This is a genomic window from Methylomonas albis, from assembly GCF_014850955.1.
Lineage (GTDB): Bacteria > Pseudomonadota > Gammaproteobacteria > Methylococcales > Methylomonadaceae > Methylomonas > Methylomonas albis.
Genome location: NZ_JACXSS010000001.1, coordinates 1,491,698 through 1,516,354 on the forward strand (window position 1 = coordinate 1,491,698; position 24,657 = coordinate 1,516,354).

Genomic DNA, 24,657 nt, shown 5'->3' on the forward strand with positions numbered 1-24,657 from the left:
TGTGGTGGGCAAGAATTGCATAAATCCCCGCTTGCTGTCCAGTTAGGTGGGCTTAAAGGTATTTTTCTTGACTAATCGTTTATAACCTAGTTTAATGCGCGGCTCTTGACGCCCAGGTAGCTCAGTCGGTAGAGCAGAGGACTGAAAATCCTCGTGTCGACAGTTCGATTCTGTCCCTGGGCACCATTCTGGTTTTAGGTTAGGTCGCTGCCCAGGTAGCTCAGTCGGTAGAGCAGAGGACTGAAAATCCTCGTGTCGACAGTTCGATTCTGTCCCTGGGCACCATCCTGCATGCAAGCACTCCCTTCAAATACTAGCTGTTCGGCTAAATTATCCAAAATCACAGTTTTTGTGTTGCATTAAAGGGCGACAGGCGGATTTTCATGGGTCAATTCAAGCCAATTTGGCGGGCGGCTACGGTTGTAGAACGCTTAAGAGTTAATTTCTGATCCCCGACTCAAGATGTTTTTTGTGCTCAGAGCGATGTTGTCGTGCTTGATGGCTAATATCTTTTTGGCTGACTGACAATGTCTACGCGGTGCGGATACTGTTGCATGCGGACGGTTCACAGGGAAGGGAGTCGGTGCCGGCAGTCAACCCTGGTCAGCGACATGCTAATGTTGATTTACATCCTTGAAAGATCTGGTTATAATCCGGCTTTTAATTTTTCGCTGCAGTCTCCGGGCGGAAAATTGTTTCCTGGGAAGCGTGGTTTGCGAGATCTAAAGTCTCAATAACTGAGGGATTATTCCTCGATGCTGTCTCAAGCGTGGTTTTGCTAAGAAAGCCCCTATAAGGGGTTTTTTCTTTTGTGGGCTTTCGAAAACGCGAAGCCCACGGGTTTTGCTTGTTTATGGAAGAGCCTGAGGCTCTTTTTTTTTGGGTTTGAAAAGGTGAGGCGTTAATGAAACAGGCTCCTGAACATTTGGTGGATTTGATCGAGCCAATTGTCGAAGGTCTTGGCTATGAGTGCGTGGGGATCGAGTACAGCCCGCATCCGACGCACGGTATGTTGCGCATCTATATTGATAGCGAAAACGGTATTTTGCTGGAAGATTGCACCAAGGTTAGTCATCAGCTCAGTGGAGCGCTGGATGTCGAAGATCCGATTCAAGGCGAATATCATTTGGAAGTTTCTTCGCCTGGCGCGGATCGGCCATTTTTCAAGCTCAGCCAATTTCAACGCTTTTTGGGGAGCACTGTACTGGTGAGTTTATTCAAGCCCATCGATAAACGCCGCAAAATTACCGGGCAGATTAAGGCCGTCGAAGGCGAGACTGTGCTGTTGCAGGATGGCGAGCTGTTATTAAGCATCCCGTTTCAGGCAATGAGCAAGGCACGCTTGGTGCCGGATTACTTACTCAATAAAGGAGGTCGCAGTGGCAAATAAAGAAATTTTATTAGTAGCAGACGTTTTTGCTAACGAAAAAGAAATAGACAAGGAAATTATCTTTCAGGCCATTGAGTCCGCTTTGGAAGCGGCGACTATCAAACGTTACGAAAATCCAATTAAAGCTCGGGTGGCTATTGATCGTCATACCGGCGATTATTCGACATACCGGCGTTGGTTGGTGGTCGATGTCAATCCGGAAGTCAACGGCGATGTCGAACATCCCGGCTGGCAGGTATTGTTGGAAGTGGCTCAATTCGATAATGCTGATATTCAAATCGGCGATTATGTGGAAGAAGAGATCGAATCGGTTGACTTTTGCCGAATCGCCGCGCAAACCGCCAAACAAGTCATTATCCAAAAGGTTCGCGAAGCCGAGCGTAAGAAAATTGTCGAAGCTTATCAAGATCGGGTTGGCGAATTGGTCACCGGCGTCGTGAAGCGTTTGGAAAAAGGCAGTGTTTATCTGGATTTGGGCGGTCATGTTGAGGCATACATTGCCCGTGAAGATATGATCCCGAAAGAGCCGGTTAGAATGGGTGATAGAGTGCGCGGGTATTTGAAAGCGGTGCGCTCAGAGCCGCGCGGTCCGCAGTTGTTCGTCAGTCGCACTGCTCCCGAATTATTGATAGCTTTATTTCGTTTGGAAGTGCCGGAGGTTGGCGAAGGTTTGATCGATATTCTGGCTGCGGCCCGTGATCCTGGTTCCCGCGCTAAAATCGCGGTAAGAGCCAACGATCCGCGCCTTGATCCCATCGGTGCTTGCGTCGGTATGCGCGGTTCCAGAGTGCAAGCTATCTCCAATGAATTGGCCGGCGAACGGGTCGACATCATTTTATGGAACGGCAATGACGCGCAATTCGTGATCAATGCCATGTCGCCGGCGGAGATTCAGTCGATAGTGGTGGATGAGGATAAGCACAGCATGGATGTGGCGGTTGCTACCGACAGCTTGTCGCAAGCCATCGGTCGTGGCGGTCAAAACGTGCGTCTGGCTACAGAGTTGACCGGTTGGGAATTGAATATTCAGGATGCCGCGCAAGTCGATAAAAATCATGATGAAGCAGCGGCTAAATCCAAACAGCAGTTCATTGAGTTGCTGGATGTCGATGAAGAAATTGCCGGTATTTTGGTAGACGTGGGTTTGAATAACATCGAAGAAATTGCCTATATCCCAGTTGACGAAATGCTGGAAATCGAAGGCTTCGACGAGGAGTTGGTGGAAGCTTTGCGTAGCCGCGCTAAAGACGCTTTACTGATCAGCGCGATCGCATCCGAAGAAAAAATTGAAACCGCCGTGCCTAGCGAGGAATTGCTGGGAATGGAAGATATGGACGAAGAACTGGCGCATCAAATGGCAGCCAAAGGCATCGTCACCATAGACGACTTGGCGGAACAGGCGATAGACGACATTATCGAATTTACCGGCATGACCGAGGAGCGTGCTGGTAAACTAATCATGAAAGCCCGCGAATCTTGGTTCGCAGAGGATAAGGGCTGAGGCAGGAGGATACTATGAGCGATAAAACAGTACAGGAATTGGCAGAGGTTGTTGGCATCCCTTTGGAGCGTTTTTTAGAACAATTGAAGGAAGCCGGTTTGACAGCCAGCGAGCCCGACGATTTGATAAATGACGAAGAGAAAGTCAAACTACTTGCGCATTTGCGTAAGCGCCATGGCAAGTCGGATGCTGATCAGGAAGCTGCTGCCCCCAAGCGCATTACCTTGAAACGCAGTACCAAAACCGAATTAAAACAATCCACCCCGCCGGGTACAGCCGTTAAAACCGTCAGTGTTGAGGTGCGTAAGCAAAAAACGTACATCAAGCGCAGCGATGCTTCGGGTAACGATGATCTGAGACAGGCCGAATTAGCCAAGCAAGCCTTGGAAGTACAGAAGCGGCAACAAACCATCGAAGAAGAAAAACGCAAACATCTGCACGAACAAAAGTCCGCGCCCACTGTTGAAGATGAGCAAGTGGTCAGTCAGGATGTGGTCCAGTCTGCTGAAGTGTCAGCGTCGGCTGCATCGGTCGCTGCGGAACCGGTAGTTGCGGAGCTTCAGGAGGCTAATGAATTGCCAGTGGTTGCGGAAGCGCAGTCTGAAGTGGTCGCCAAGGTCGATGCTCATGTGCCGAGCGCTGTTCCGGAGATGACCGAAGAGCAGCGTTTGGAAAAAGAAAAGAAAGAAAGGCTGGAAGCTGCGGTGCAAAGAACCGCCGAAAAAGTCAAACAAAAAGCCGAAGCCAAACAGCAGCAAACTACGCTGCATAAGAAAAAAGCCGAATTCAAACCTACGCGTGGCCCAACGACCGATGGCGATATCGGTGGTGGTGGCGATGCGGCGCGTCGTGGCGCCAAAGGCAAAAAAGGCAAAGGGCCTTCGCGTCGGGATAAACCGGAGTTCGAACCGGATCTTAATCAAGGTCGGCATAAATTCGAAAAACCGCTCGCACCGACTGTCTACGATGTGACCATTCCTGAAACCATCGTGGTTTCGGATTTGGCTGCAAAAATGAACATTAAGGCAGCGGAAGTCATCAAGCATTTGATGAAGCTGGGCATTATGTCTACGATCAATCAAACCATCGACCAAGAAACGGCGGTGATTTTGGTCGAGGAAATGGGTCACAAAGCCATCATGCAGAGTGAAGATGACTTTGAGCAGGAAATGCTGGCCGAAGTACAAGGTGAAACGGACGAACGTAAAGTGCAATTTAGAGCACCTATCGTCACCATCATGGGTCACGTCGATCATGGTAAAACCTCTTTGTTGGATTACATCCGCAAAACGCGGGTGGCTGCCGGCGAAGCGGGCGGTATTACCCAGCATATTGGTGCTTATCAGGTAAAAACCGATCATGGTGCGGTAACCTTTCTGGATACACCGGGCCATGCCGCGTTTACCGCGATGCGGGCTCGCGGTGCGGAAGTGACTGATATCGTTATCGTAGTGGTCGCTGCCGACGACGGCGTGATGCCGCAAACCAGAGAAGCGATCGATCACGCGCGTGCGGCTAATGTGCCTATCATCGTGGCATTGAACAAAATCGATAAACCGGAAGCTAATCCTGACAGAGTGATGCAAGAACTGGCCACGCTGAATGTGGTGCCCGAAGAGTGGGGCGGTGATGTGCAATTCCTCAAAGTATCGGCTAAGGTCGGTACGGGTATTGATGAATTGATCGAAGCGCTGATCGTACAGTCGGAAGTTCTGGAGTTGAAAGCGCCGATTGACGGTATCGCTTCCGGTATTTGTATCGAATCGCGTCTCGATAGAGGCCGCGGTGCAGTGGCGACCATACTGATTCAAAAAGGTACGTTGAGCAAAGGCGAATTTGTGCTTTGCGGACACGAATATGGCCGGATTCGGGCTATGTTCGACGAGAATGCGCACGCTATCAAATCGGCAGGACCCAGTATGCCGGTGGAAATTCTTGGTTTGTCCGGTACACCGGACGCCGGCGACGAATTTCTGGTGGTGCAAAACGAACGCGTTGCTCGCGAACTGGCGGCTCATCGGGAAGATCGTAAACGCTCCAACCGTCACGCCGCGCAACATGCGTCCAAATTGGACGACGTGTTCTCGCGGATGGCAGCCGGCGAAACCTCCACGCTTAATGTCGTTATCAAAACCGATGTACAAGGCAGTTTGGAAGCGTTGCGCGAATCCTTAGTCGGCTTGTCTAACGAAGAAGTGCAAGTTAAATGCATTTTCGGCGGTGTCGGCGGCATTAACGAAGGCGATGCCAACTTGGCTTTGGCTTCCAGTGCGATTCTGATCGGTTTCAATGTGCGTGCCGATGCGGTAGCCCGGAAATTGATCGAAGAAAAAGACATCGATCTGCATTACTACAGCATTATTTACGAAGCCATCGACGAAGTGAAACGGGCGATCAGCGGTATGCTGGCGCCGGAGATCCAGGAAAAAATCGTCGGTCTGGCCGAAGTGCGGGATGTGTTCCGTTCGCCGAAATTCGGTGCGGTTGCCGGTTGTATGGTTATCGATGGTTTCGTCAAGCGCAATCTGCCGATTCGGGTATTGCGGAACAATGTGGTGATTTACGAAGGACAGCTGGAATCCTTGCGTCGCTTCAAAGACGATGTCAATGAAGTGAAGATGGGCATGGAGTGCGGTATCGGCGTGAAGAATTACAACGATGTGCAAAATGGCGATCATATCGAAGTCTTTGAACGTATCGAAGTCAGACGGGAAATCTAAATCATGGCAAGAGAGTTCGGCCGCAGCCAGCGGGTGGCGTCGGAAATGCAGAAAGAATTGGCGTCGATACTACAGCGTGATGTCGACGACAGTCGCTTGGGTTTTGTGACGATCAACGACGTCGAATTGTCCAAAGATTTGGCGGTCGCCAAGATATTCGTGACGGTGTTGGATGCTCGGGATGATGCCGCTAAGCGTGCAAATGTGAAGGTGTTGAACGAGATCTCGCCGTTTATTCGGCATGAGCTGGCCAGACGCATGCGTTTGCGGCATATCTCCGAGCTGCATTTTTACTACGACCATTCCTTCGATACCGGGATGCGTGTCGCCGAGTTACTTGGTGATGTACATCACAATGAAGGGGAGGACGCTAGCGCCGCGTCGGGGACAGTCGCGGATAAACCGCAACAGGACGATTGATGGCAAAACGTAAGTCCGGGCGCGATGTGCATGGCATCGTGCTACTCGACAAACGTTTAGGCGCATCGTCCAATCAGGCTTTGCAGGAAGTTAGGCGCTTGTTCAACGCCAACAAGGCAGGCCATACCGGGGCGTTAGATCCGTTGGCGACCGGCTTATTGCCCTTATGTTTTGGCGAGGCGACTAAAGTTTCGGCATTGATGTTGGATGACGATAAGCGTTATCAGGTGACAATACAGCTGGGTGTAATGACCGATACCGGCGATAGTGAGGGTAAAATCGTCGCCGAAATGCCGGTGCCGGCCTTGGATAGCGAGCGGTTAGAGGCTTGCTTGCAACATTTTACCGGTTCTATCGAGCAAGTGCCGCCGATGTATTCGGCCTTGAAGCATCAAGGCAAGAAATTGTATGAGTTGGCCAGGGAAGGTAAGACCGTAGACAGGCAACCCAGGGCGATTACTATCTATGAATTGCGGCTGTTAAATGTCGATGCCGAAGTGGGGCAATTGACGCTGGATGTATTTTGCTCCAAGGGTACTTACATAAGATCGTTGGCCGAAGATATTGGTCAGTGGCTGGGTAGTTGCGGTACGGTCACAGCGCTACGCAGAACTAAAGCTGGTATGTTCGATCTGGATCGAGCTTATACCTTGCAGCAGTTGCAGGCTATGGGCTTCGCGCAATTGCAGAATACACTGATAGCACTGGATGTGCCCTTGAAAAGCATACCGGACGTGTCCTTGTCCTTAGAGCAGGCCGAAAAAATCAAGCAGGGTCAGCGCATAGCCTTTAACGGCGGTATGGCCGGTCAGGTCAGAATATACTCGCAACAGACTTTTTTAGGGTTGGGGGAAATCCTATTGGATGGTAAACTAGCACCAAGAAAACTATTTCATTTGGATGATCAAACAGCTTGATTATTCAGGAAAAAACCGCAAAGTTTCTACACCCTATTGTGGAAACGCGGCTACACGGTCATCAAACGATGGCCTTTATTTAATCAAAATTAATCGATAGGGATTAAGAATGTCATTAACCGCAGAACAAAAAAAAGCAATCGTTGAAGAATATCGTTTGTCAGACACCGATACAGGTTCAACGGAAGTCCAAGTTGCCTTGTTGACCGCCAACATCAATCAACTGACTCCGCATTTTGCAGCACATAAAAAAGACAATCACTCGCGCCGCGGCTTGCTGCGCATGGTAAACCAACGCCGCAAATTGTTGGATTACCTGAAAAACACAGAAGTTGCGCGTTACCGTTCGTTGATCGAACGTTTGGGCATTCGTAAGTAGCACAAAAATGGAAACGGCGCATCGGGCGCCGTTTCTGCTTTAAAGCACATTTCAGCATAACCTTTAAACAAAGGAACCTTATAGTGAATCCTATCAGGAAAGAATTTCAGTACGGCGATCGTCTCGTCACCTTATCCACCGGTGAAATTGCCCGCCAAGCCAATGGTGCGGTAATGATCGATGTCGAAGGCACCTCGCTGCTGGTGACAGTAGTGGGTAAAAAAGAAGCTAGCGGCGGCGATTTTTTCCCGCTTACCGTTAACTATCAGGAAAAAGCCTTTGCGGCCGGTAAAATCCCCGGCGGCTTTTTCAAACGTGAAGGCCGTCCTAGCGAAACAGAAACCCTGATTTCCCGCCTGATCGACAGACCGATTCGTCCGCTGTTTCCGGAAGGCTTCACTAACGAAGTGCAGATTATTGCTACTGTCGTATCACTGAACCCTGAAGTGGATACCGAAATTCCAGCCCTGTTAGGCGCTTCCGCAGCCTTGGCTGTATCGGGCTTGCCTTTCAACGGTCCGTTGGGCGCCGCTTGTGTCGGGTATAAAGACGGCGCATATTTGCTGAATCCAGCCAAACCAGCGTTGAAAGAATCGCAACTGCAATTGGTAGTTGCCGGTACTCAACATGCGGTATTAATGGTCGAATCCGAAGCCGATCTGTTATCCGAAGAAGTGATGCTGGGCGCGGTATTGTTCGGTCACGAACAAATGCAAGTAGCGATCAATGCCATTAACGAATTCGCCGCTGCCGTTGGTACGCCAGCTGTCGGCTGGACACCAGCGGAAACTAATACCGCATTGAAAGCCGCAGTGGCTGCCGAAGCGGAGCAAAGCATCAAGGCGGCTTACCAAGTCGCGGAAAAACTGCTTAGACAAGACACGCTCAGCGCAATCAGGAGCGCGGTAGTTGAAAAGCTGACTGCCGATGGCCTGTATAACGAAAAAGACATTCGTGACGTCATCGAACATCTGGAATACGACGTGGTGCGCGGTGCGATTCTGAACGACCGCAAACGTATCGACGGCCGTGATTTGACCACCGTCAGACCGATTAGCGTCAGAACCGGCGTACTGCCTAGAACTCATGGTTCTGCGTTGTTTACACGTGGCGAAACTCAAGCTTTGGTCGTAGCAACCCTAGGTACCGAACGCGATGCGCAAATCATCGATGCGTTGTCCGGCGAGTATAAAGACCCGTTCATGCTGCATTACAACTTCCCGCCGTATAGCGTAGGCGAAACCGGTTTTGTCGGCTCGCCAAAACGTCGGGAAATCGGTCACGGCCGCTTGGCAAAACGCGGTGTGGCGGCAGTATTGCCGAATATGGCGGAATTCCCTTACGTGATTCGGGTGGTTTCAGAAATTACCGAATCCAACGGCTCCAGCTCCATGGCGTCAGTCTGCGGTAGCAGCTTGGCGTTGATGGATGCCGGTGTGCCGATCAAAGCGCCCGTCGCCGGTATTGCGATGGGTCTGATCAAAGAAGGTGATCAATTTGCAGTCTTGTCAGACATCCTGGGTGACGAAGATCACTTGGGCGACATGGACTTTAAAGTGGCCGGTTCCGAAAGCGGTGTCACCGCGCTGCAAATGGACATCAAGATCGACGGCATTACCGCTGAAATCATGAAAGTCGCGCTGGAACAAGCCAAACAAGGCCGTCTGCACATTTTGGGTGAGATGAACAAAGCCTTGTCCAGCACCCGTTCTGAAATGTCAGACTTCGCGCCGCGCATCATCACCTTTAAAATTGATCCGGCTAAAATCCGTGAAGTTATTGGTAAAGGCGGCGTCACCATTCGCGCCATTACCGAACAAACCGGTGCCAGCATCGATTTGACCGACGATGGCGTCGTGAATGTTGCTTCTGTCGACAGAGCGGCTGGTGAAGAAGCCAGACGCATGATCGAAGAAATCACTGCGGAAGTCGAAGTAGGCAAAGTCTACGAAGGTAAAGTCGTACGCTTGATGGACTTCGGTGCGTTTGTGACCATCCTGCCGGGTAAAGACGGTTTGGTGCATATTTCACAAATCTCCGACGAGCGCGTGGAAAAAGTCAGCGACAAACTGTCGGAAGGCGATGTCGTAAAAGTAAAAGTGCTGGAAATCGACCGTCAAGGCCGAGTGCGCTTGAGCATGAAAGAAGTCGATAGCGAATAGGTTTTAAGTTCGTTTGACACTGCAACAGAAAGGGCCGCAAGGCCCTTTTTTTGTGGCTGAAATTTTGTTGAGCTATGAATGTATGTTGACTTTTTAGATGTGGCTTAGCAGTATTGACCCCTAATCGTCCTGTTAAAACGGTTGAGCGGCATTGATCAACTACGTGTCAGTGCTCAGGGTTTAAATCTATTCGGAGGTTCCAAAGCGCATGAGTACTGCCAAATTCGACACGATTGGACAATACCTCCTCAAACGCCTCTATCAGGCCGGCGTAAAAGACATCTTTGGTGTGCCCGGCGACTACGTGCTGGGATTTTATGATCTGATGATAAAAAGTCAGGTTCGGCATATCGGCACCACCCGGGAAGATTCGGCAGCCTTTGCGGCCGACGGCTATGCGCGTTGCGTAGGTATGGGTGCGCTGGCAGTGACATACGGCGTCGGCGCCTTAAACACGGTGAATGCGATTGCCGGCGCTTACGCGGAGTCGTCCCCGGTGGTACTTATCAGCGGGGCACCCGGCGTCAGCGAGCAAAAAGACGATCCGTTAATTCACCATCGCTTCGGGCCGTTCACCTTCCAGAGGGAAATTTTTGAACGGATTAGCTGTGCGTCGGTGGTACTAAACGACCCGGTAATCGCCTTTCGGCAAATCGACCATGCCATCGAAGCTGCGCGCCGTTTTTGTAAACCGGTGTACATTGAGCTTCCCCGTGATTTGGTGATGGCGGAAGGCTATCCAATGCCGACCGAGACGGCGGAAGTATTTACCAGTGACCAAGCGGCTTTATCCGAAGCGATTGCGGAGACTATGGCGCTGTTAGCACACGCCAAGTCGCCTATGATCGTCGCGGGCGTTGAATTGCATCGGCGCGGGCTGCAAGCGGCTTTGGCCGAGTTTGTCGAGCGTACCGGCTTGCCGGTGGTTGCTACGCTAACCGGTAAATCAGTGATGTCTGAGCGGCATCCGGCTTATCTGGGGATTTACGAAGGGGCGATGAGTTCGGAGGCCGTGCGCGACAGAGTCGAACAATCCGATTTGCTGCTGATGTTTGGGGTGACTTTGAATGAAATCGATACCGGCATCTACACCGCCAAATTAAACTCCCATTCCACCATCCGCGCGGCGTTGAACGAGGTGGTGATCAGTGCGCATCGTTATCCTGGCATCGCCTTGGAAGATTTTCTCGATGCCTTGGCCGGCTCGGTTGGCACATTCAGCGGAGGAAGTGTGGTATCCAGCTCTGAGCCATCAGCAAGCATTGCGTTTCCCGAGCCCGACCGGCCAATTACTACAGCTCGATTGGTTGAGAGGCTAAATGGTGCGCTGAGCAACGACATGATCGTGGTTTGCGATGTCGGCGATTGCCTGTTTGCGGCTATCGATTTACGCGTGCACGAGCAGAGCGAATTTCTGGCTTCGGCTTTTTATACCACGATGGGCTTTGCCGTACCCGCCGCGCTCGGTGCGCAAATTGCGCGTCCTGATCGGCGTGCGTTAATTTTGGTTGGAGACGGCGCTTTTCAAATGACCGGGACTGAGCTGTCCACCCATGCGCGTCTTGGTTTGAATCCCATCGTGGTGGTGTTTAACAACGGCGGTTACAGTACGGAACGCTGTATTCTGGAAGGCCCGTTCAACGATATTAATCCATGGCGCTTCGACCGTTTGGGAGAAGTCTTCGGTCCGTTGGCGGGCTACGAGGCGGCTACGGAAAGCGAGTTCGAAGTCGCTCTGCTAAATGCCCTAGCAAACCATGAAATGCCCAGTATCATCAATGTCCATCTGGCGGCCGACGACTCGTCCGAAGCAATGAAACGGCTTGCCGAGCATTTGCAGTCGAAGATAAAAAGGGAGGATTGAGCGGGCGGTCGGTTTGCGCGACCGACGTGAACAATTAGCCTGCCGAGTCGAATTTTCGGCAGAGTGTATCTACACTAATCATTTCACTTAATACACATTCGTCGCGTTATGCAAATCGCCAACTGTTATCTCGAACCCGCCAGTTATGCCGTTGATTTTGAGGATATACGGTATGTGCGAAATTTGGTGTTCGTAGTCGAACAGCAAATACCGATTGAGGTGGAATTCGACGAACTGGATCAGGATTGCCAGCACTTTCTGGTGCGGGATGCGGATTTCCGGCCAATCGCTACCTGTCGGCTCTCGCCGGAGGGCAAAATCGGGCGGATGGCCGTTCTGAGCGAATGGCGGGGGCAAGGTGTCGGCGCGTCTTTGCTGCGTGCCGTGATCGACAAAGCGCACAAACTGAGCCTGACTGGCGTCACCGCCAGCGCACAACTCACCGCATTGGGTTTCTACCAAAAATTCGGGTTTACAATTGAAGGCGATGTGTTTGCTGAAGCCGGTATTCCGCATCAGGCTATCCGACTCATATTGCCGCCGCGCGAGCAAGCAGTGCGATCGACACCTCAGACCGGAGAGGCGGCTATTGAGGCGGTTCGACTGGAAACAGTGGAATCGACCTTAACCGCTACCCGGCAATTGGTGATGGCGGCGCGCAGACAGATTTATATCTATAGCCGAGATCTGGAACATGCCTTGTATGGGCAAAAAGACCTTGTCGAGGCGCTGAAACAGTTTGCACTCGGAAATCGTAATGCTAGCGTGCAGATCATTGTGCAGGACTCGACTAGCTTGCGCCATCAGGTGCATCCTGTAGTGGAATTGGCTCAGCGTTTGCCATCGTATGTGCTGATTCGTGTGCCCGATGAGGCCGAGGATTTGCAATATGCCTCTGCTTTCGTGGTGAATGATAGCGACGGTTATTTATTTCGCTTGCTTGGCAATTGCTACGAGGGACATTGGAGTCCAAATTTACCGGCCCGCAATCGGCCATTGCGCGAGGAGTTTGAGCGCGTTTGGCAACGCTCAAGCGCTTGCGCGGAATTTAGGGCCTTGAGTTTGTAGTTTATTCGGCGTGAAGCATTTAGGTCTTCGTTGCGTGCACGATTCAAAAAACCCGCCTTGCGGCGGGTTTGCTTTGCTCTGAATTAATTGGATTGATCAGGTTTTCTTACTTTTTCAAAGGCTGTTGCGTTTTGTTGTCCACTTCCAATTGCACACGGCGGTTGTTGGCGCGCCCTTCTTCAGTTTCGTTGGTGTCGATAGGTTGATCCCAGCTATACCCTTTAGAAGATATATTTGGTGACTCGCTACCCTTTGTCAGGTATTTTTTAACAGCCAACGCGCGGCGCTCTGACAACTTCAAATTGTGTTTGTACGAACCGGTATTGCTGGTGTGGCCTTGCACTTCAAACGCTGTGCCAGGGTACTGTTTGATACGATCAACTACTTTATCCAGTTTTGGGAAATACTGCGGTTTGATAACATCTTTGTCATTGTCGAACTTAACATCAACGATCCAGCAGCCGTAGATACTGACCTCAACGCCCGGCAAAGTACTAGGACATTTATCCAGGCAGTTGTTCACGCCGTCTTTGTCGTCATCCATTTTCGAGCAATCCAGTTTAGCCGGCATAGGCGCTGGAGGCGGAGTCGGCTCGGCTTTAGCAACCACAGCGGCTTTAGGTTTTTCGCCGAACGGAATCACGAAACCCAGATTAACCGTCATGTCATGAAATTCTTCGGTGCCAGGTTGTAGCTTGGCATTGAAGTTGTTGTTGTAACGGTAGCGTACGTCGCTGCGAATCAGGAAGTTATCGTGCAGTTCGTAGGTAAAACCCGCTCCCGCTTCGCCGATGAAACCCGCGCCGCTGTCGCCATTGTGCGTAGAGTTTATGCCGCCTACGCCAATTACTGCATAAGGTGAGAATTTATCTCTGAAAAAGTAGTATTGCGCATCGACCGTGCCGCCAGTCAAATCCCAGTTGCCGTTAGCTTTCGCACCTTCCAGGTTTTGGTATAAACCTCTGATCTCAACGTTAAAATGTTCGTTGATGATTTTGCCTAGGCCGAGACCACCGCCCCAACCACTATGAGCGTTACGATCACCACCAGGTTGCACGAAGGTGCCGAATGGTGCCGCGTACCATCTGTCGTCAAGGAACTCGTCGGCCTGTGCTGCCGGCAGCGAACCGAGCGTTGTTATTGTGGCTAATGTCAGTAAACTCTTCTTAAACATAAAGACTCCGTTATGAGGTGTAAAAAATTGATAATTCGTTGCTTTTGAAAGGGATGGTTAAGGCCGGGGTTTAAAAAAACAGGCATTAAAAACCAAAGGAGGAAGTGCGATTTTTGCTACGCTTGTTGTAAAAATACCACGGTTTTCTGCGATAACAAACATTTAGCGTAATCCTGCGCTGATATTTATTGATTCCCACCCCTTTTGTTCCTTAGGTTTGGCTATTGATAATGGCAACATCCGGGCCAAGAGCGCTGATTTATTTTCAGCCCGGTTATCCGATACTTGTCATTTTTGACTGGAATTCAGTACGCCGTTGTTAGTGGTCGATGAGGGTATGAAATGAAGATGGCGTTCGTTATTCCCATGTAATTTAATCCAAATAGGCGATCAGGAGTGTTACGAGCATCACCGCTATTGATGTTTGGTGACGAATAATGGGCGTTGCACTATTTGTTGTGGCCTGTGTTTAGTGTTGTTGTAAGGTCAAATAGAGCAATTAACCAACGCGAGAGGCGCAAGAAATCTCGGGCTCAGGTAAAATTCCGACAATTTGAGCGTCTATCGTTTTATGTCTTATTCATCCTATTTTAATCAAGACTGTCAGGCATGCCTGCGGTTAAGCGAATTCCTTTGCGAGGTGAAGGAGAAATATCCGGCCTATCACGCCTTGCCCGTGGCGCCGTTCGGCGATCCGCAAGCGCGGTTGCTGATCGTCGGCTTGGCGCCGGGCATGCACGGCGCGAACGCTACCGGCAGACCTTTTACCGGCGACTACGCCGGTTTGTTGCTGTATCAGGCTTTGTACGATTTCGGTTACAGCAATCAATTGGAATCGACCAATTTGGCTGATGGTTTACAGCTGAGTAACTGCCGGATTACCAATGCAGTGAAATGTTTGCCACCGCAAAACAAACCGACCGGCGACGAGATTAAACAATGCAATCCTTATCTGGCTGCAGAAATTAATACGTTGCCGGAACGTGCGGTGATATTGGCCTTGGGCAATATCGCCCATCAAGCGGTGTTGCGTGCCTATGACCTGAAAAGCAGTGCGGCTAAATTTGCCCATCATGTCAGCTTTGAACTGCCGGACGGCAATATGCTAGTTAGTTCTTATCATTGCAGCCGCTATAACGTGCAAACCAAACGCTTGAGTATGGCGATGCTGGCAGCTGTGTTCGTAACCATTCAAACCTTGCTGTCTGCTCGTGACTGAAAATCAGCCCGTCGATTTTGACGCTAAAGCCTTTATTAAGACATTGACCCAGCGGCCCGGCATTTACAAGATGCTGGACGACAAGGGGGAGATTATTTATATCGGCAAGGCCAAGAATCTGAAGAACCGGGTGTCCAGTTACTTTAGAAGCAATGCCGCGTCGCCGAAACAACAGGCGATGGTTGCCAAAGTGGCGGGGATAGAAGTCACCGTTACGCATACCGAAGGCGAGGCCTTGCTGCTGGAAAGCCAGCAAATCAAGCGTCACAAGCCGCGCTATAACATCAGTTTGCGCGACGATAAATCTTATCCGTATGTGTTTATTTCCAGCTTTCACGACTTTCCACAACTGACTTTTCATCGCGGCGCCAAGAAGCGGCGCGGTAAGTATTTCGGGCCGTATCCCAGTGCCAGCGCGGTGAAGGAAACCTTGAAGTTATTGCAAAAAATTTTCCCGGTGCGGCAATGCGAGGATTCTTATTACAGCGCCCGTTCCCGGCCTTGTCTACAACATCAAATTGAGCGTTGCACCGCGCCTTGCGTGGGGTTGGTCAGCAAGGAACAGTATGCCAACGATGTGGAAAATACGATTTTGTTTTTAGAGGGGCAGGGGGGCTTACTGATAGATCGCTTGGTCGGCAAAATGGAAGCCGCTGCCGCGCAATTGGAGTTTGAGCAAGCCGCCGCTTATCGCGATCAAATCGCCCGCTTGCGCGCGGTGTTGGAAAAACATTGGGTGGAAGGCGAAAAAGGCGATGTGGACATCGTGGCTTGCGCGGCTAAAAACGGTGCGGCTTGTGTGCAGGTGTTTTTTATCCGCAACGGCCAGCATCTGGGTAACCGGCAGTTTTTTCCAAAAATCGGCGATGAAAATCAGCCCGAGGAAATCTTGCAGGCGTTTATCGCCCAATATTATTTGGACAAAACAGTACCTCATGAATTGATCGTCAGTCATGCGTTGCCCGAATCGGCTTTAGTAGCTGAGGTATTGAGCGAACAGGCTAAACATGCGGTAGCGATTGCCTGCAATGTGCGCGGCGAAAGAAGTAAATGGCTGCAAATGGCGGCGACTAATGCCGAAAATGCCTTAAGTGCCAAGCTGGCCGACAGGCAGGGCTTGCAAGGACGCTTTATCAGTTTGCAGCAAGAATTGGGCTGTGATACAACGCCAAGCCGCTTGGAGTGCTTCGATATTAGTCATACCCAAGGCGAACTGACTGTTGCGTCGTGCGTGGTGTTCGATAGAGACGGGCCGGTGAAATCCGATTATCGACGCTTTAATATAGAAGGTATTACAGCGGGCGATGACTATGCCGCAATTCATCAGGCCGTTTTCAGACGTTTCAATCGCTTGAAGAATGGCGAGCATCCGGCGCCGGATATTCTTTTAATCGATGGCGGCAAAGGCCAAGTCGCCGAGGCGGAAAAGGCTTTGGCTGAATTGGAGATAAACGATGTTATGATAGTCGGCGTTGCCAAAGGCCCTGATCGCAAAGCCGGAATGGAGAAGATCATTTTGGTGGGTAATCGGCAGCCCTTGGACGTGACACCGGGTGCTTCCGCCTTGTTATTGATTCAACAGATTCGCGACGAAGCGCATCGTTTTGCGATAACCGGACACAGACAGCGACGAGCTAAGGTTAACAAACAATCGGTATTGGAAGATATTGCCGGACTGGGGCCGAAAAGAAGACAGGTGTTGCTGAAACAGTTTGGCGGGTTACAGGGTGTGTCCAGCGCGGGTGTGGATGCTTTAGCCAGTATAGATGGCATTAGCCGACAATTAGCGCAGCGAATTTACGACACATTTCACCATCAAGATGGCCATTAGATTCACCATTCCGACCTATTTAACCCTGTTACGGATTGCCCTGATTCCGTTATTGGCCATTGTGTTTTATTTGCCGTGGCAATATTCGAATCTGGCCTGCACTGCAATTTTTTTGGTTGCGGGCTTTACCGATTGGTTGGATGGTTACTTGGCCAGAAAAATGAATATGCAAACCGCGTTCGGGGCATTTCTGGATCCGGTGGCTGATAAATTGATGGTGGCGTTTGTGTTGGTATTGGTCGTTCAGGCTCAGGGGAATCCCTATCTTGCGGTACCCGCAGCTATTATTATCGGCAGGGAAATTGCGATCGCTTCGCTGAGAGAATGGATGGCCGAGATCGGTCAGCGTGCCAAAGTTAAGGTTTCGCAGTTGGGAAAATGGAAAACCACGGCGCAAATGACGGCAGTCAGTTTGTTGCTTTATCGGGATGATTTATTAGGTCTGCCTATCAACACCATGGGTTACTGGTTGTTATACTTGTCGGCAATTTTAACCTTATGGTCGATGGTTAATTACCTTGTCGCGGCGTTCTCGACCATCAACGAATAATAAAGCAGTATCCATACTGCCCACAACAGAGAGTAAACAGCAGGTAAAGCTGTATATAAGAGCATGGAACAAGAATTAGAACTAGAAAATAAACCGAATAAAACTATTAGTCAGGATGAAGTGTTGCAGGCCGCTTTAAAGTTGTTTGCCAAGAAGGGATATTTCAATACCTCATTAACCGATATAAAAGATGCAGCCGGCATAACAACCAGTAGCGGCATAAGTCAACATTTCAAAACCAAGCAAGCCATAGCGCAAGCCTTACACGAAAATATACTGGATAGTCTGAGTATCTCGATTGACGATATTCGCCGCAGGAATCGTAAGGCTGCCGAGCAATTGCGAGAAATAGTCGATTTACTATTCAAATTGACTGACGACGCACCGGAGATTGTCGAGTTTTTGTTGTTTGTAAAGAGCGAGGAGTTTTTGGCGGAACCTAAGCCTTTGCTGGAAACTGCGGCATTTACCAAAATAAATCGAATTTTTCAGAACGGCGTTAAAGACGGCGAAATGAAGGCGATAGATCCGTTATTGGCCTACACTTATTTCTTCGGCATTATCAATCATACCTTGGCGATGGTGTTGAGCGGCAACTTGCCTAAAACAGCGGAGAATTATCAGGCTCAGGCCTGGCTGATGGCTTGGGGCTGTGTAGTCAAAAAATAATTTAGTGCCATTAATACTCAAAGTGGGGCGGAGGAGGATTTACTAGATGTTAGATAACATTAAAATCGGCATGATTGGGCTTGGCTACGTGGGATTACCGCTAGCTGTGGAATTTGGCCGCAAATATCCAACCGTTGGTTTTGATATTAACCAGCATCGAATCCAAGAGTTACGATCTGGTCGCGATCATACATTGGAGGTGAGCGAAGAAGAACTTGCCGAAGCCAAACTGCTGATATACAGTGCCGATTTACAAGATATAGCCGATTGTTCGGTGTATATAGTCACGGTCCCTACGCCAATCAACGAACATAAACAACCGGATTTAACGCCTTTGCAAAAGGCCAGCGACTTGCTGGGGAAGGTTATTAAAGTCGGTGATATTGTTATTTACGAATCGACTGTATATCCCGGTGCAACCGAAGAGGTCTGCGTGCCGATTCTGGAAAAAGTATCCGGTCTAAGGTTTAATCAGGATTTTTACGTGGGTTATAGCCCGGAGCGTATCAATCCAGGTGATAAACAACACCGCGTGACCAATATTCTAAAGGTTACCTCGGGATCTACCCCGGAAATAGCCGAAAAAGTCGATGCTTTGTATAAAAGCATCATTACTGCCGGCACGCACAAAGCCAGTAGTATCAAAGTTGCCGAGGCTGCTAAGGTCATTGAAAATACTCAGCGCGACGTGAATATCGCTTTGATCAACGAACTGGCCTTGATCTTCAATAAATTGGGTATAAATACCGAGGAAGTTTTGCTCGCCGCAGGCACTAAATGGAATTTTCTGCCGTTTCGGCCCGGTTTGGTCGGCGGACACTGTATCGGTGTGGATCCTTACTATTTAACCCACAAAGCCCAAGCGATTGGTTACAACCCCGAAGTGATTCTTTCTGGGCGCCGTATCAATGACGGCATGGGTGTCTACGTCGTTTCGCAATTGGTAAAACTGATGCTGAAGAAACGTGTGCATGTGCAGGAAGCTAATGTGCTGATTATGGGGTTGACCTTCAAGGAAAACTGTCCTGATATTCGTAATACACGGGTGGTGGACATCGTTGCTGAATTGGAAACTTATGGTGTAAATGTCGAAGTTTACGATCCCTGGGTTAATTCTGAGGAAGCGAATCATGAATATGGTATTACTCCGGTCGATAAACCGGCGACCGGAAAATACGACGCAGTCATTCTCGCCGTGGCTCATGATCAATTCAAAAAAATGGCAATTTCGGACATTAGGGCGTTGGGCACTTCGCAGGCCATTATTTATGATCTCAAATACTTGTTTCCTACAGATCAAACAGACGCAAGGCTCTAAAAATGAAGATTATGGTGACCGGTACTGCCGGTTTTATAGGGAATCATTTGGCGCTAAGGCTGTTGGAGCGCGGTGACGAAGTTATCGGCGTCGATAATCTTAACGACTATTACGATGTTAACCTGAAGTTAAGTCGTTTAGATCGAATCAAGGATTTTGCTGGCTTTACCGATGTCAGGTTGGATATTGCCGATAGAGCCGGTATGGAAGCACTATTCAAAAAATACCAACCGCAAAAAGTAGTTAATCTAGCGGCTCAAGCGGGTGTACGTTATTCCATCGAGAATCCGCATGCCTATATCGATAGTAATATTGTCGGTTTTATCAATATCCTGGAAGGCTGCCGGCATAATCGGGTGGAGCATTTGGTCTATGCGTCTAGCAGCTCGGTATATGGCGCGAATGAATCCATGCCGTTCTCTGTGCATGACAATGTCGATCATCCTTTGAGCTTGTATGCGGCGTCAAAAAAAGCCAATGAGTTGATGGCGCATACCTATAGTAATCTGTATCAGTTACCTACCACGGGTTTGCGCTTTTTTACTGTATATGGTCCTTGGGGTCGTCCGGACATGGCATTGTTTTTGTTCACCAAGGCTATTTTAAATGGCGAAAAAATCAATGTATTTAACTATGGCAAGCATAGGCGTGATTTCACTTATATAGACGACATTGTTGAGGGCGTGATTCGCACCATGGATCATAATGCTTCGCCCAATCCGTATTGGAGCGGAGCAACCCCCGATCCCGGTACAAGCAAAGCGCCTTGGCGGGTTTACAATATTGGTAATCAGAATCCAGTGGAATTGATGTCTTATATCGAAACCTTGGAACGTTTTCTCGGCAAAACAGCCGAGAAAATCTTGTTGCCATTGCAGCCTGGTGACGTTCCAGATACTTTTGCCGATGTAGAAGCGTTAGCCGCAGATGTTGGGTATAAACCAAATACAACTATCGAGCAGGGTATAGAGCGGTTTGTTGCTTGGTATCTTGAGTATTATCGCTGAATAATTCCAGTTAGTCCGTTAGCACAGGAATAATTCTTGCGTTTTATCTACTGCTTTAAACAATGGGTCGCTTTCAATGTGGCGATTTAATTGCTTTTTAAGTGCCGTAAATATGTCGGGATAAGACGCTATTACATCTAGATACGGGTCGTTTTCTAAGTCGTAAAGCTGATAAACAGGCTTGGTATAAGTTGCTATATATATTAGCTTCCACTTTTCATTTTGTATGGAACGGCTTTTCGCACGGATAACAGTAGGATAATGCTTTTCATTGACTACCAGTGTGCCAGATTTTTTGTCCGGAATATCCAGTAATTCAACAATGTTCGGATATGAAATTTGTTCGGGGTGTAAGCCAGGTATTTTACCTAACCAAATTCCTGTTTCTTGAAAGGCAAAAAGCTCTGGCGATTTCTGTGTATTTACATACGGAATCAAGTTAATACCATCCAGGTTTGTTGGAATAGGAATATTCAACAAGTCCAATAAAGTTGGCATTACATCTATAGATCGGGTAGTTGGCTCAAAATTGATACCAATAGGTACGCCGGGGCCTTTTATCACTAACGGAATTCTCCCGCTAGGATCATCGCCGACCAAGGTATTGCCTTGTCCCCAGCATCCGGTTTCAAAAAAATCCGCCCCATGATCGCTGTATATGATTATGATGGTGTTATCAGATAAACTCGATTTTTCAATATAATCAATTATTTTTCCGACTTCATCGTCGAATTGTTTGACGCAGCTGTCATATAAATTAATGATTTGCGGTACATCAAAAAACTCGGAACTTTTTTCCTGTTTTTTGATGATTTCTTCCGCCGATGCCAGGCGCGTCATAATAAACCGTGATTCACCTTTATAGTCTTTTGGGGTAAATAAATTGTAATAAGGATATTCTGAATTGAACGGGACGTGGGTGGTCGAAGTGAACAAGTTAATAAAAAATGGTTGTGAGTTTTTAGCAGAACGGGCAATTAGCTGGCGGCATTCGCGGCCCAAGTTCCTGGTTAAAGGTACGCCAGCCAGATAATAGAACTCGGGTAAGAAGCGTTTTCCTAATGCATTATTTGTGAACAGCGACAGGACGTTTCTAATTAAAGACGGGCCTTGTCTTAGTAGCAGTTTTATATTCCATTGATCTTCAGCGACAGAGAGTTCCTTAAAGTTAAAACTTAACTTTGCGAAATCCGCTCCGCACCAATCGGAGATGGATGCAGTCAGGTAACCATGCTCATTCAGAATATCAATCAACGAAGGTTGCGGTAACTTACAGTCGGCCTGTGATGGATAATTATCGCGAATTTTATGGTTATGAGGCCATAGACCAGTGAATAGAGATGCAATGCTTGGCGCCGTCCTAGCTACAGGGGTAATGCATTTATAGAGTCGTAATCCGTTTGCGCTTAATTTATCGATATTGGGGGTAAGATTTCTATGATAGTTACTGCCGCCTAATCTGTCATGTCGTAACGTATCCGATCCTATCATTACTACGTTAGGCTTTACCTGGGTTGTGGCTTTGCCGATCGTAGGTTCGTTACTGATTGTTGCGGAATAAATATAAGCATATAAACAAGCCAAGGCTAATATGTAGGCTATTAGTGGCGTATTATTTTCTTCGATAGCAAAAAATAGGGCGATTGCGGATGTTATAGACAGAAATAAAAGTAATGAATATTTTATGCCAGTTATTAATGCGGGGGACAGCACCTTCCATATAACAAACAGCCTGGAAAATCTATACTGGAAAGATAATTGAATGGTGCCGGGAGTATATAGTAGTTGATGTAAAAAAAAATAAGTTGTAACTAATGTGGTTGATATAAGGCAGCCGATTAGGTTGGTGGTAAAGTCAAATTGAATCAATACCGTAAGCTTTGATAACGAATAAGCTGCAATGGAACCCGGAAAGGATGTTAGAAAAAATATAGTAAATAACCATAAGGCTAATCTCGATAGAGCGAAAACTACATAATATCCAAATTTTTTTTCTATTTCTTTTTGGATGCCGGGTCCGGTTCGAGAATAATTGTGTAATGTTAGAAAGGTTAATGTAATAGTACAAAGCAGGGCGGCGACGGAAGAGCAGTAGAGGGGTAGCAATATTTTTTCCATCTCTATTTATTCGATTGGATTTTGGTGGTCAGATTATTATTTTTCGATTTTTTTTGTATTGCTGTTCAGTTGCTTGTGCTTTTTCCGAAAGCTCTTGCAATGCAAATTTCTTAATTAACATGGCTATGAAGACTAAATGATATATTAAATCCCAGTATGATAAGCCGAGGAAGGCGGTACCAACCATATAGCAAATGATCGATGTTCTGACCATAAGGCTATAGTGGCGGACCCATTCCATGCCTTCTATACTCTTCGCTTGTCTGGACAAGCTGGTTAAGCCGAATACGCTGCCCACTATCAATGAAATCCACAATCCAAATGCAATGAAGCCATGTTCCGCAAGCATTTCGACATAAGAACTGTGCCAGTCGCGCATGGTCACATGTAACCAGCCATCGAATCCCGCGCCAGTGAATGGGTGGCTCAGCGCATGATTCCAGCCATCTGTCCATGCCTCAATTCGCGACATGGCAGAAAGGTCCTCCTCATAGGTCTCCATGGTGTGCATGCGTCCAAACCATTCTTCAGGTAAATAGGGGATGACGAAAAATGCGCCGCCAATTACCAGTGGAATCATCAAATATTTACGTTTGCTGTTTGAAATCAACGTAAATGTCAAGGCGATCATGGTAAGTAAGGCGCCTCGAGACCATGATGATAAGGATGCTGCATAGATAATCGGAATAGAGAGTAATATTCCCTTTTTAAGCCAGTTTTTCTGTAATTCTTTTTCCCAAACCAATAGGAGAGGAACTGAAATAAGCATCGCTACAGCAAATAAATTATTGTCTTCGAATTGCGTATTGGGTGGCCCATATACTCGATGGCTAAAGCCGGTCAGTATGGCGAATATACCGCCTTTAACTGCAACTATGCCAATAGATATGCCTATGGTGGAAATCAAATAATATAGTTTTTCTCTGGTATTGATCAGGACCCATGTGAAATAGAACGGTATAAATATTTTAGTGACAAACCAAAATTTTCCCCAAGCCACCTCCGGTAATGGAGATTGAGTTGTGGTAAATATGAAATAGAACCACAGTGTTATGAAAGTATAAATCCGCCAGTCCTTGGGTATGGGCTGTTTATCTTTTGTATTAAGTGTACTGACTACAACGACCAGAAACAGTACATAATATACCGGAAGTGAGCGCACGGCTCCCCACGCATAGGCGTGTGGATTCAAATAGCTGAATATTGCTAAAGACAGCACGCCCCACCACGGTTTTTTCAACGCGGCGACTATGCAGATTACTAAAAATATAAGGACAACTATATCGCGCACTTTGTGTGAGAGTGTATTTTTTAGGTGTGTGAAATATTGCAGGTTGTCATCGTCATTTTTTACGCATCATGTTGATATTTTTGGCGTAAGAAACAACCATAAATTTGGCCAAGTGAATAGGTAACATTCATTAACTGTCGAATATTAGCGCGTTTTGAGGATCTTATTAGATTAATCCATTTGAAAAGCTGTCTAACGGCTTGAGAAATTAGAAAAGGTGGAATGCCTAAATAACTTTTTTCATAAATCGGTAGCTCATAAAACGCGGACTTTTGTCCGGCGAGAAAATGCAACTTTAGGAAATAACGACGAGTTAATCTCCAAGGTTCTATAGAGTGGATGACAGCCATTTTCGGTTGATAGCGCATACGAGCTTTTTGTTTGAATAAACTCTTAAACATTGCTAAGTCTTCCCCTCCTCCAATGGCTTTACCTTTTCGATCATATCGTTCGTCAAAACGTAATGAAGGATCGCTGCGGAATAGTCGCATATCGTATGCAATATTGGCTGTCCAAATCGGTGTGGCTGGGTCTTCAATCCAAAATGGGGAGCTGCCATAATCGACGGCCGCTAAAAAACCAAGCATCTCATCTTCAAGCCAAGCCGGGCGAGAGTATTGGGAGAAATCAATGTAAACCTTGCCCCCGGCACATTGGGCGCCTTCATTTATAATGGCATCTGCAACTGCTTCTAGTAGCCCTGCTCTTGGTAATTCGTCATCATCCATAAAAACTAGAATGTCGGAATCCATCGCTTCTAGTATTGCTCTGTTACGCGCGGCCACTATGCCTTGATTTGGCTCATGAACGTAACGTAGCACCGGGCCGGGTAATTGCGTAAGTTGTTTTAATATGTCGCCTGTCGAATCACTACTATTGTTGTCAACCGCAAGAATTTCAAATGGAATCGGGCAAGATTGAGCGCGCATGGCCGAAACCAGATTCTCCAATCTGTTTGCGCGGTTGTATGTGCAAAAAGCGAAGGTGAGTTTTTTGGGGGCGTTTTCCGGGCTCATTTTCTATATCAAAACGCAGGGTTTAGTGATGAATTGCCGGGCA

19 protein-coding genes and 2 tRNA genes are annotated in these 24,657 nt (G+C 48.1%); 17 read left to right on the plus strand and 4 right to left on the minus strand.

Annotation, left to right across the window (positions count from 1 at the left end):
- Nucleotides 1-110 precede the first annotated feature (110 nt).
- The 11 genes from EBA_RS06930 to EBA_RS06980 all read left to right on the plus strand — a co-directional run bounded on the left by EBA_RS06930 (nucleotide 111) and on the right by EBA_RS06980 (nucleotide 12,421).
- Nucleotides 111-186: transfer RNA gene (locus EBA_RS06930), tRNA-Phe, on the plus strand.
- A 23-nt stretch (nucleotides 187-209) separates the two neighbouring features.
- Nucleotides 210-285: transfer RNA gene (locus EBA_RS06935), tRNA-Phe, on the plus strand.
- A gap of 619 nt (nucleotides 286-904) precedes the next feature.
- Nucleotides 905-1,390 carry a ribosome maturation factor RimP gene (gene rimP, locus EBA_RS06940; RefSeq protein WP_192373972.1) on the plus strand — a complete coding sequence of 162 codons (486 nt, stop codon included), beginning with the start codon at nucleotides 905-907 and terminating at the stop codon, nucleotides 1,388-1,390.
- Complete coding sequence (gene nusA, locus EBA_RS06945) at nucleotides 1,380-2,891, plus strand: transcription termination factor NusA (RefSeq protein WP_192373973.1); 1,512 nt, start codon at nucleotides 1,380-1,382, stop codon at nucleotides 2,889-2,891. Before rimP ends, nusA begins: the two co-directional genes overlap by 11 nt.
- Before the next feature lie 14 nt (nucleotides 2,892-2,905).
- Nucleotides 2,906-5,611, plus strand: coding sequence for a translation initiation factor IF-2 (gene infB, locus EBA_RS06950; RefSeq protein WP_192373974.1), 2,706 nt, complete (start codon nucleotides 2,906-2,908; stop codon nucleotides 5,609-5,611).
- 3 nt (nucleotides 5,612-5,614) lie between these two features.
- On the plus strand, nucleotides 5,615-6,031 hold the full coding sequence (rbfA, locus tag EBA_RS06955) for a 30S ribosome-binding factor RbfA (RefSeq protein WP_192373975.1): 417 nt from the start codon (nucleotides 5,615-5,617) through the stop codon (nucleotides 6,029-6,031).
- Nucleotides 6,031-6,948, plus strand: a complete 918-nt coding sequence (gene truB, locus EBA_RS06960; RefSeq protein ID WP_192373976.1) for a tRNA pseudouridine(55) synthase TruB — start codon at nucleotides 6,031-6,033, stop codon at nucleotides 6,946-6,948. Before rbfA ends, truB begins: the two co-directional genes overlap by 1 nt.
- A 109-nt stretch (nucleotides 6,949-7,057) precedes the next feature.
- The gene (gene rpsO, locus EBA_RS06965) at nucleotides 7,058-7,327 is read left to right on the plus strand and encodes a 30S ribosomal protein S15 (RefSeq protein ID WP_192373977.1); all 270 of its coding nucleotides are present in this window, start codon (nucleotides 7,058-7,060) and stop codon (nucleotides 7,325-7,327) included.
- Nucleotides 7,328-7,410: 83 nt separating this feature from the next.
- Nucleotides 7,411-9,489, plus strand: a complete 2,079-nt coding sequence (gene pnp, locus EBA_RS06970; RefSeq protein WP_192373978.1) for a polyribonucleotide nucleotidyltransferase — start codon at nucleotides 7,411-7,413, stop codon at nucleotides 9,487-9,489.
- A 208-nt stretch (nucleotides 9,490-9,697) separates the two neighbouring features.
- Nucleotides 9,698-11,353 carry an alpha-keto acid decarboxylase family protein gene (locus EBA_RS06975; RefSeq protein ID WP_192373979.1) on the plus strand — a complete coding sequence of 552 codons (1,656 nt, stop codon included), beginning with the start codon at nucleotides 9,698-9,700 and terminating at the stop codon, nucleotides 11,351-11,353.
- 108 nt (nucleotides 11,354-11,461) lie between these two features.
- Entirely contained in the window at nucleotides 11,462-12,421 is a 960-nt protein-coding gene (locus EBA_RS06980; RefSeq protein ID WP_192373980.1) for a GNAT family N-acetyltransferase, read from the plus strand.
- A 106-nt stretch (nucleotides 12,422-12,527) separates the two neighbouring features.
- On the opposite strand, the gene EBA_RS06985 is transcribed toward EBA_RS06980, so the two are convergent.
- Nucleotides 12,528-13,595, minus strand: coding sequence for an OmpA family protein (locus tag EBA_RS06985; protein ID WP_192373981.1), 1,068 nt, complete (start codon nucleotides 13,593-13,595; stop codon nucleotides 12,528-12,530).
- 571 nt (nucleotides 13,596-14,166) lie between these two features.
- Between EBA_RS06985 and EBA_RS06990 the strand changes: the two genes are divergently transcribed.
- From EBA_RS06990 to EBA_RS07015, 6 genes are all read left to right on the plus strand, one after another.
- Complete coding sequence (locus tag EBA_RS06990) at nucleotides 14,167-14,814, plus strand: uracil-DNA glycosylase (protein WP_192373982.1); 648 nt, start codon at nucleotides 14,167-14,169, stop codon at nucleotides 14,812-14,814.
- A complete protein-coding gene (uvrC, locus tag EBA_RS06995) occupies nucleotides 14,807-16,645 on the plus strand; it encodes an excinuclease ABC subunit UvrC (RefSeq protein ID WP_192373983.1) in 1,839 nt (612 codons plus the stop codon). The genes EBA_RS06990 and uvrC overlap by 8 nt, the downstream gene beginning before the upstream one ends.
- Nucleotides 16,635-17,195: a CDP-diacylglycerol--glycerol-3-phosphate 3-phosphatidyltransferase gene (pgsA, locus tag EBA_RS07000; RefSeq protein WP_033157381.1), complete on the plus strand. Its 561-nt coding sequence runs from the start codon at nucleotides 16,635-16,637 to the stop codon at nucleotides 17,193-17,195. Before uvrC ends, pgsA begins: the two co-directional genes overlap by 11 nt.
- 63 nt (nucleotides 17,196-17,258) lie before the next feature.
- Entirely contained in the window at nucleotides 17,259-17,864 is a 606-nt protein-coding gene (locus EBA_RS07005; protein WP_192373984.1) for a TetR/AcrR family transcriptional regulator, read from the plus strand.
- Between the two features lie 46 nt (nucleotides 17,865-17,910).
- Nucleotides 17,911-19,182: a Vi polysaccharide biosynthesis UDP-N-acetylglucosamine C-6 dehydrogenase TviB gene (tviB, locus tag EBA_RS07010; RefSeq protein WP_192373985.1), complete on the plus strand. Its 1,272-nt coding sequence runs from the start codon at nucleotides 17,911-17,913 to the stop codon at nucleotides 19,180-19,182.
- 2 nt (nucleotides 19,183-19,184) lie between these two features.
- Nucleotides 19,185-20,189: an NAD-dependent epimerase gene (locus tag EBA_RS07015; RefSeq protein ID WP_192373986.1), complete on the plus strand. Its 1,005-nt coding sequence runs from the start codon at nucleotides 19,185-19,187 to the stop codon at nucleotides 20,187-20,189.
- An 18-nt stretch (nucleotides 20,190-20,207) separates the two neighbouring features.
- On the opposite strand, the gene EBA_RS07020 is transcribed toward EBA_RS07015, so the two are convergent.
- From EBA_RS07020 to EBA_RS07030, 3 genes are read right to left on the minus strand one after another with little or no spacing between them, the layout of a single operon-like run.
- On the minus strand, nucleotides 20,208-22,307 hold the full coding sequence (locus tag EBA_RS07020) for a sulfatase (protein WP_192373987.1): 2,100 nt from the start codon (nucleotides 22,305-22,307) through the stop codon (nucleotides 20,208-20,210).
- A gap of 28 nt (nucleotides 22,308-22,335) precedes the next feature.
- Complete coding sequence (locus tag EBA_RS07025) at nucleotides 22,336-23,598, minus strand: putative O-glycosylation ligase, exosortase A system-associated (protein ID WP_192373988.1); 1,263 nt, start codon at nucleotides 23,596-23,598, stop codon at nucleotides 22,336-22,338.
- Nucleotides 23,599-23,657: 59 nt separating this feature from the next.
- A complete protein-coding gene (locus tag EBA_RS07030; RefSeq protein ID WP_192373989.1) occupies nucleotides 23,658-24,614 on the minus strand; it encodes a glycosyltransferase in 957 nt (318 codons plus the stop codon).
- Between the last annotated feature and the right edge of the window lie 43 nt (nucleotides 24,615-24,657).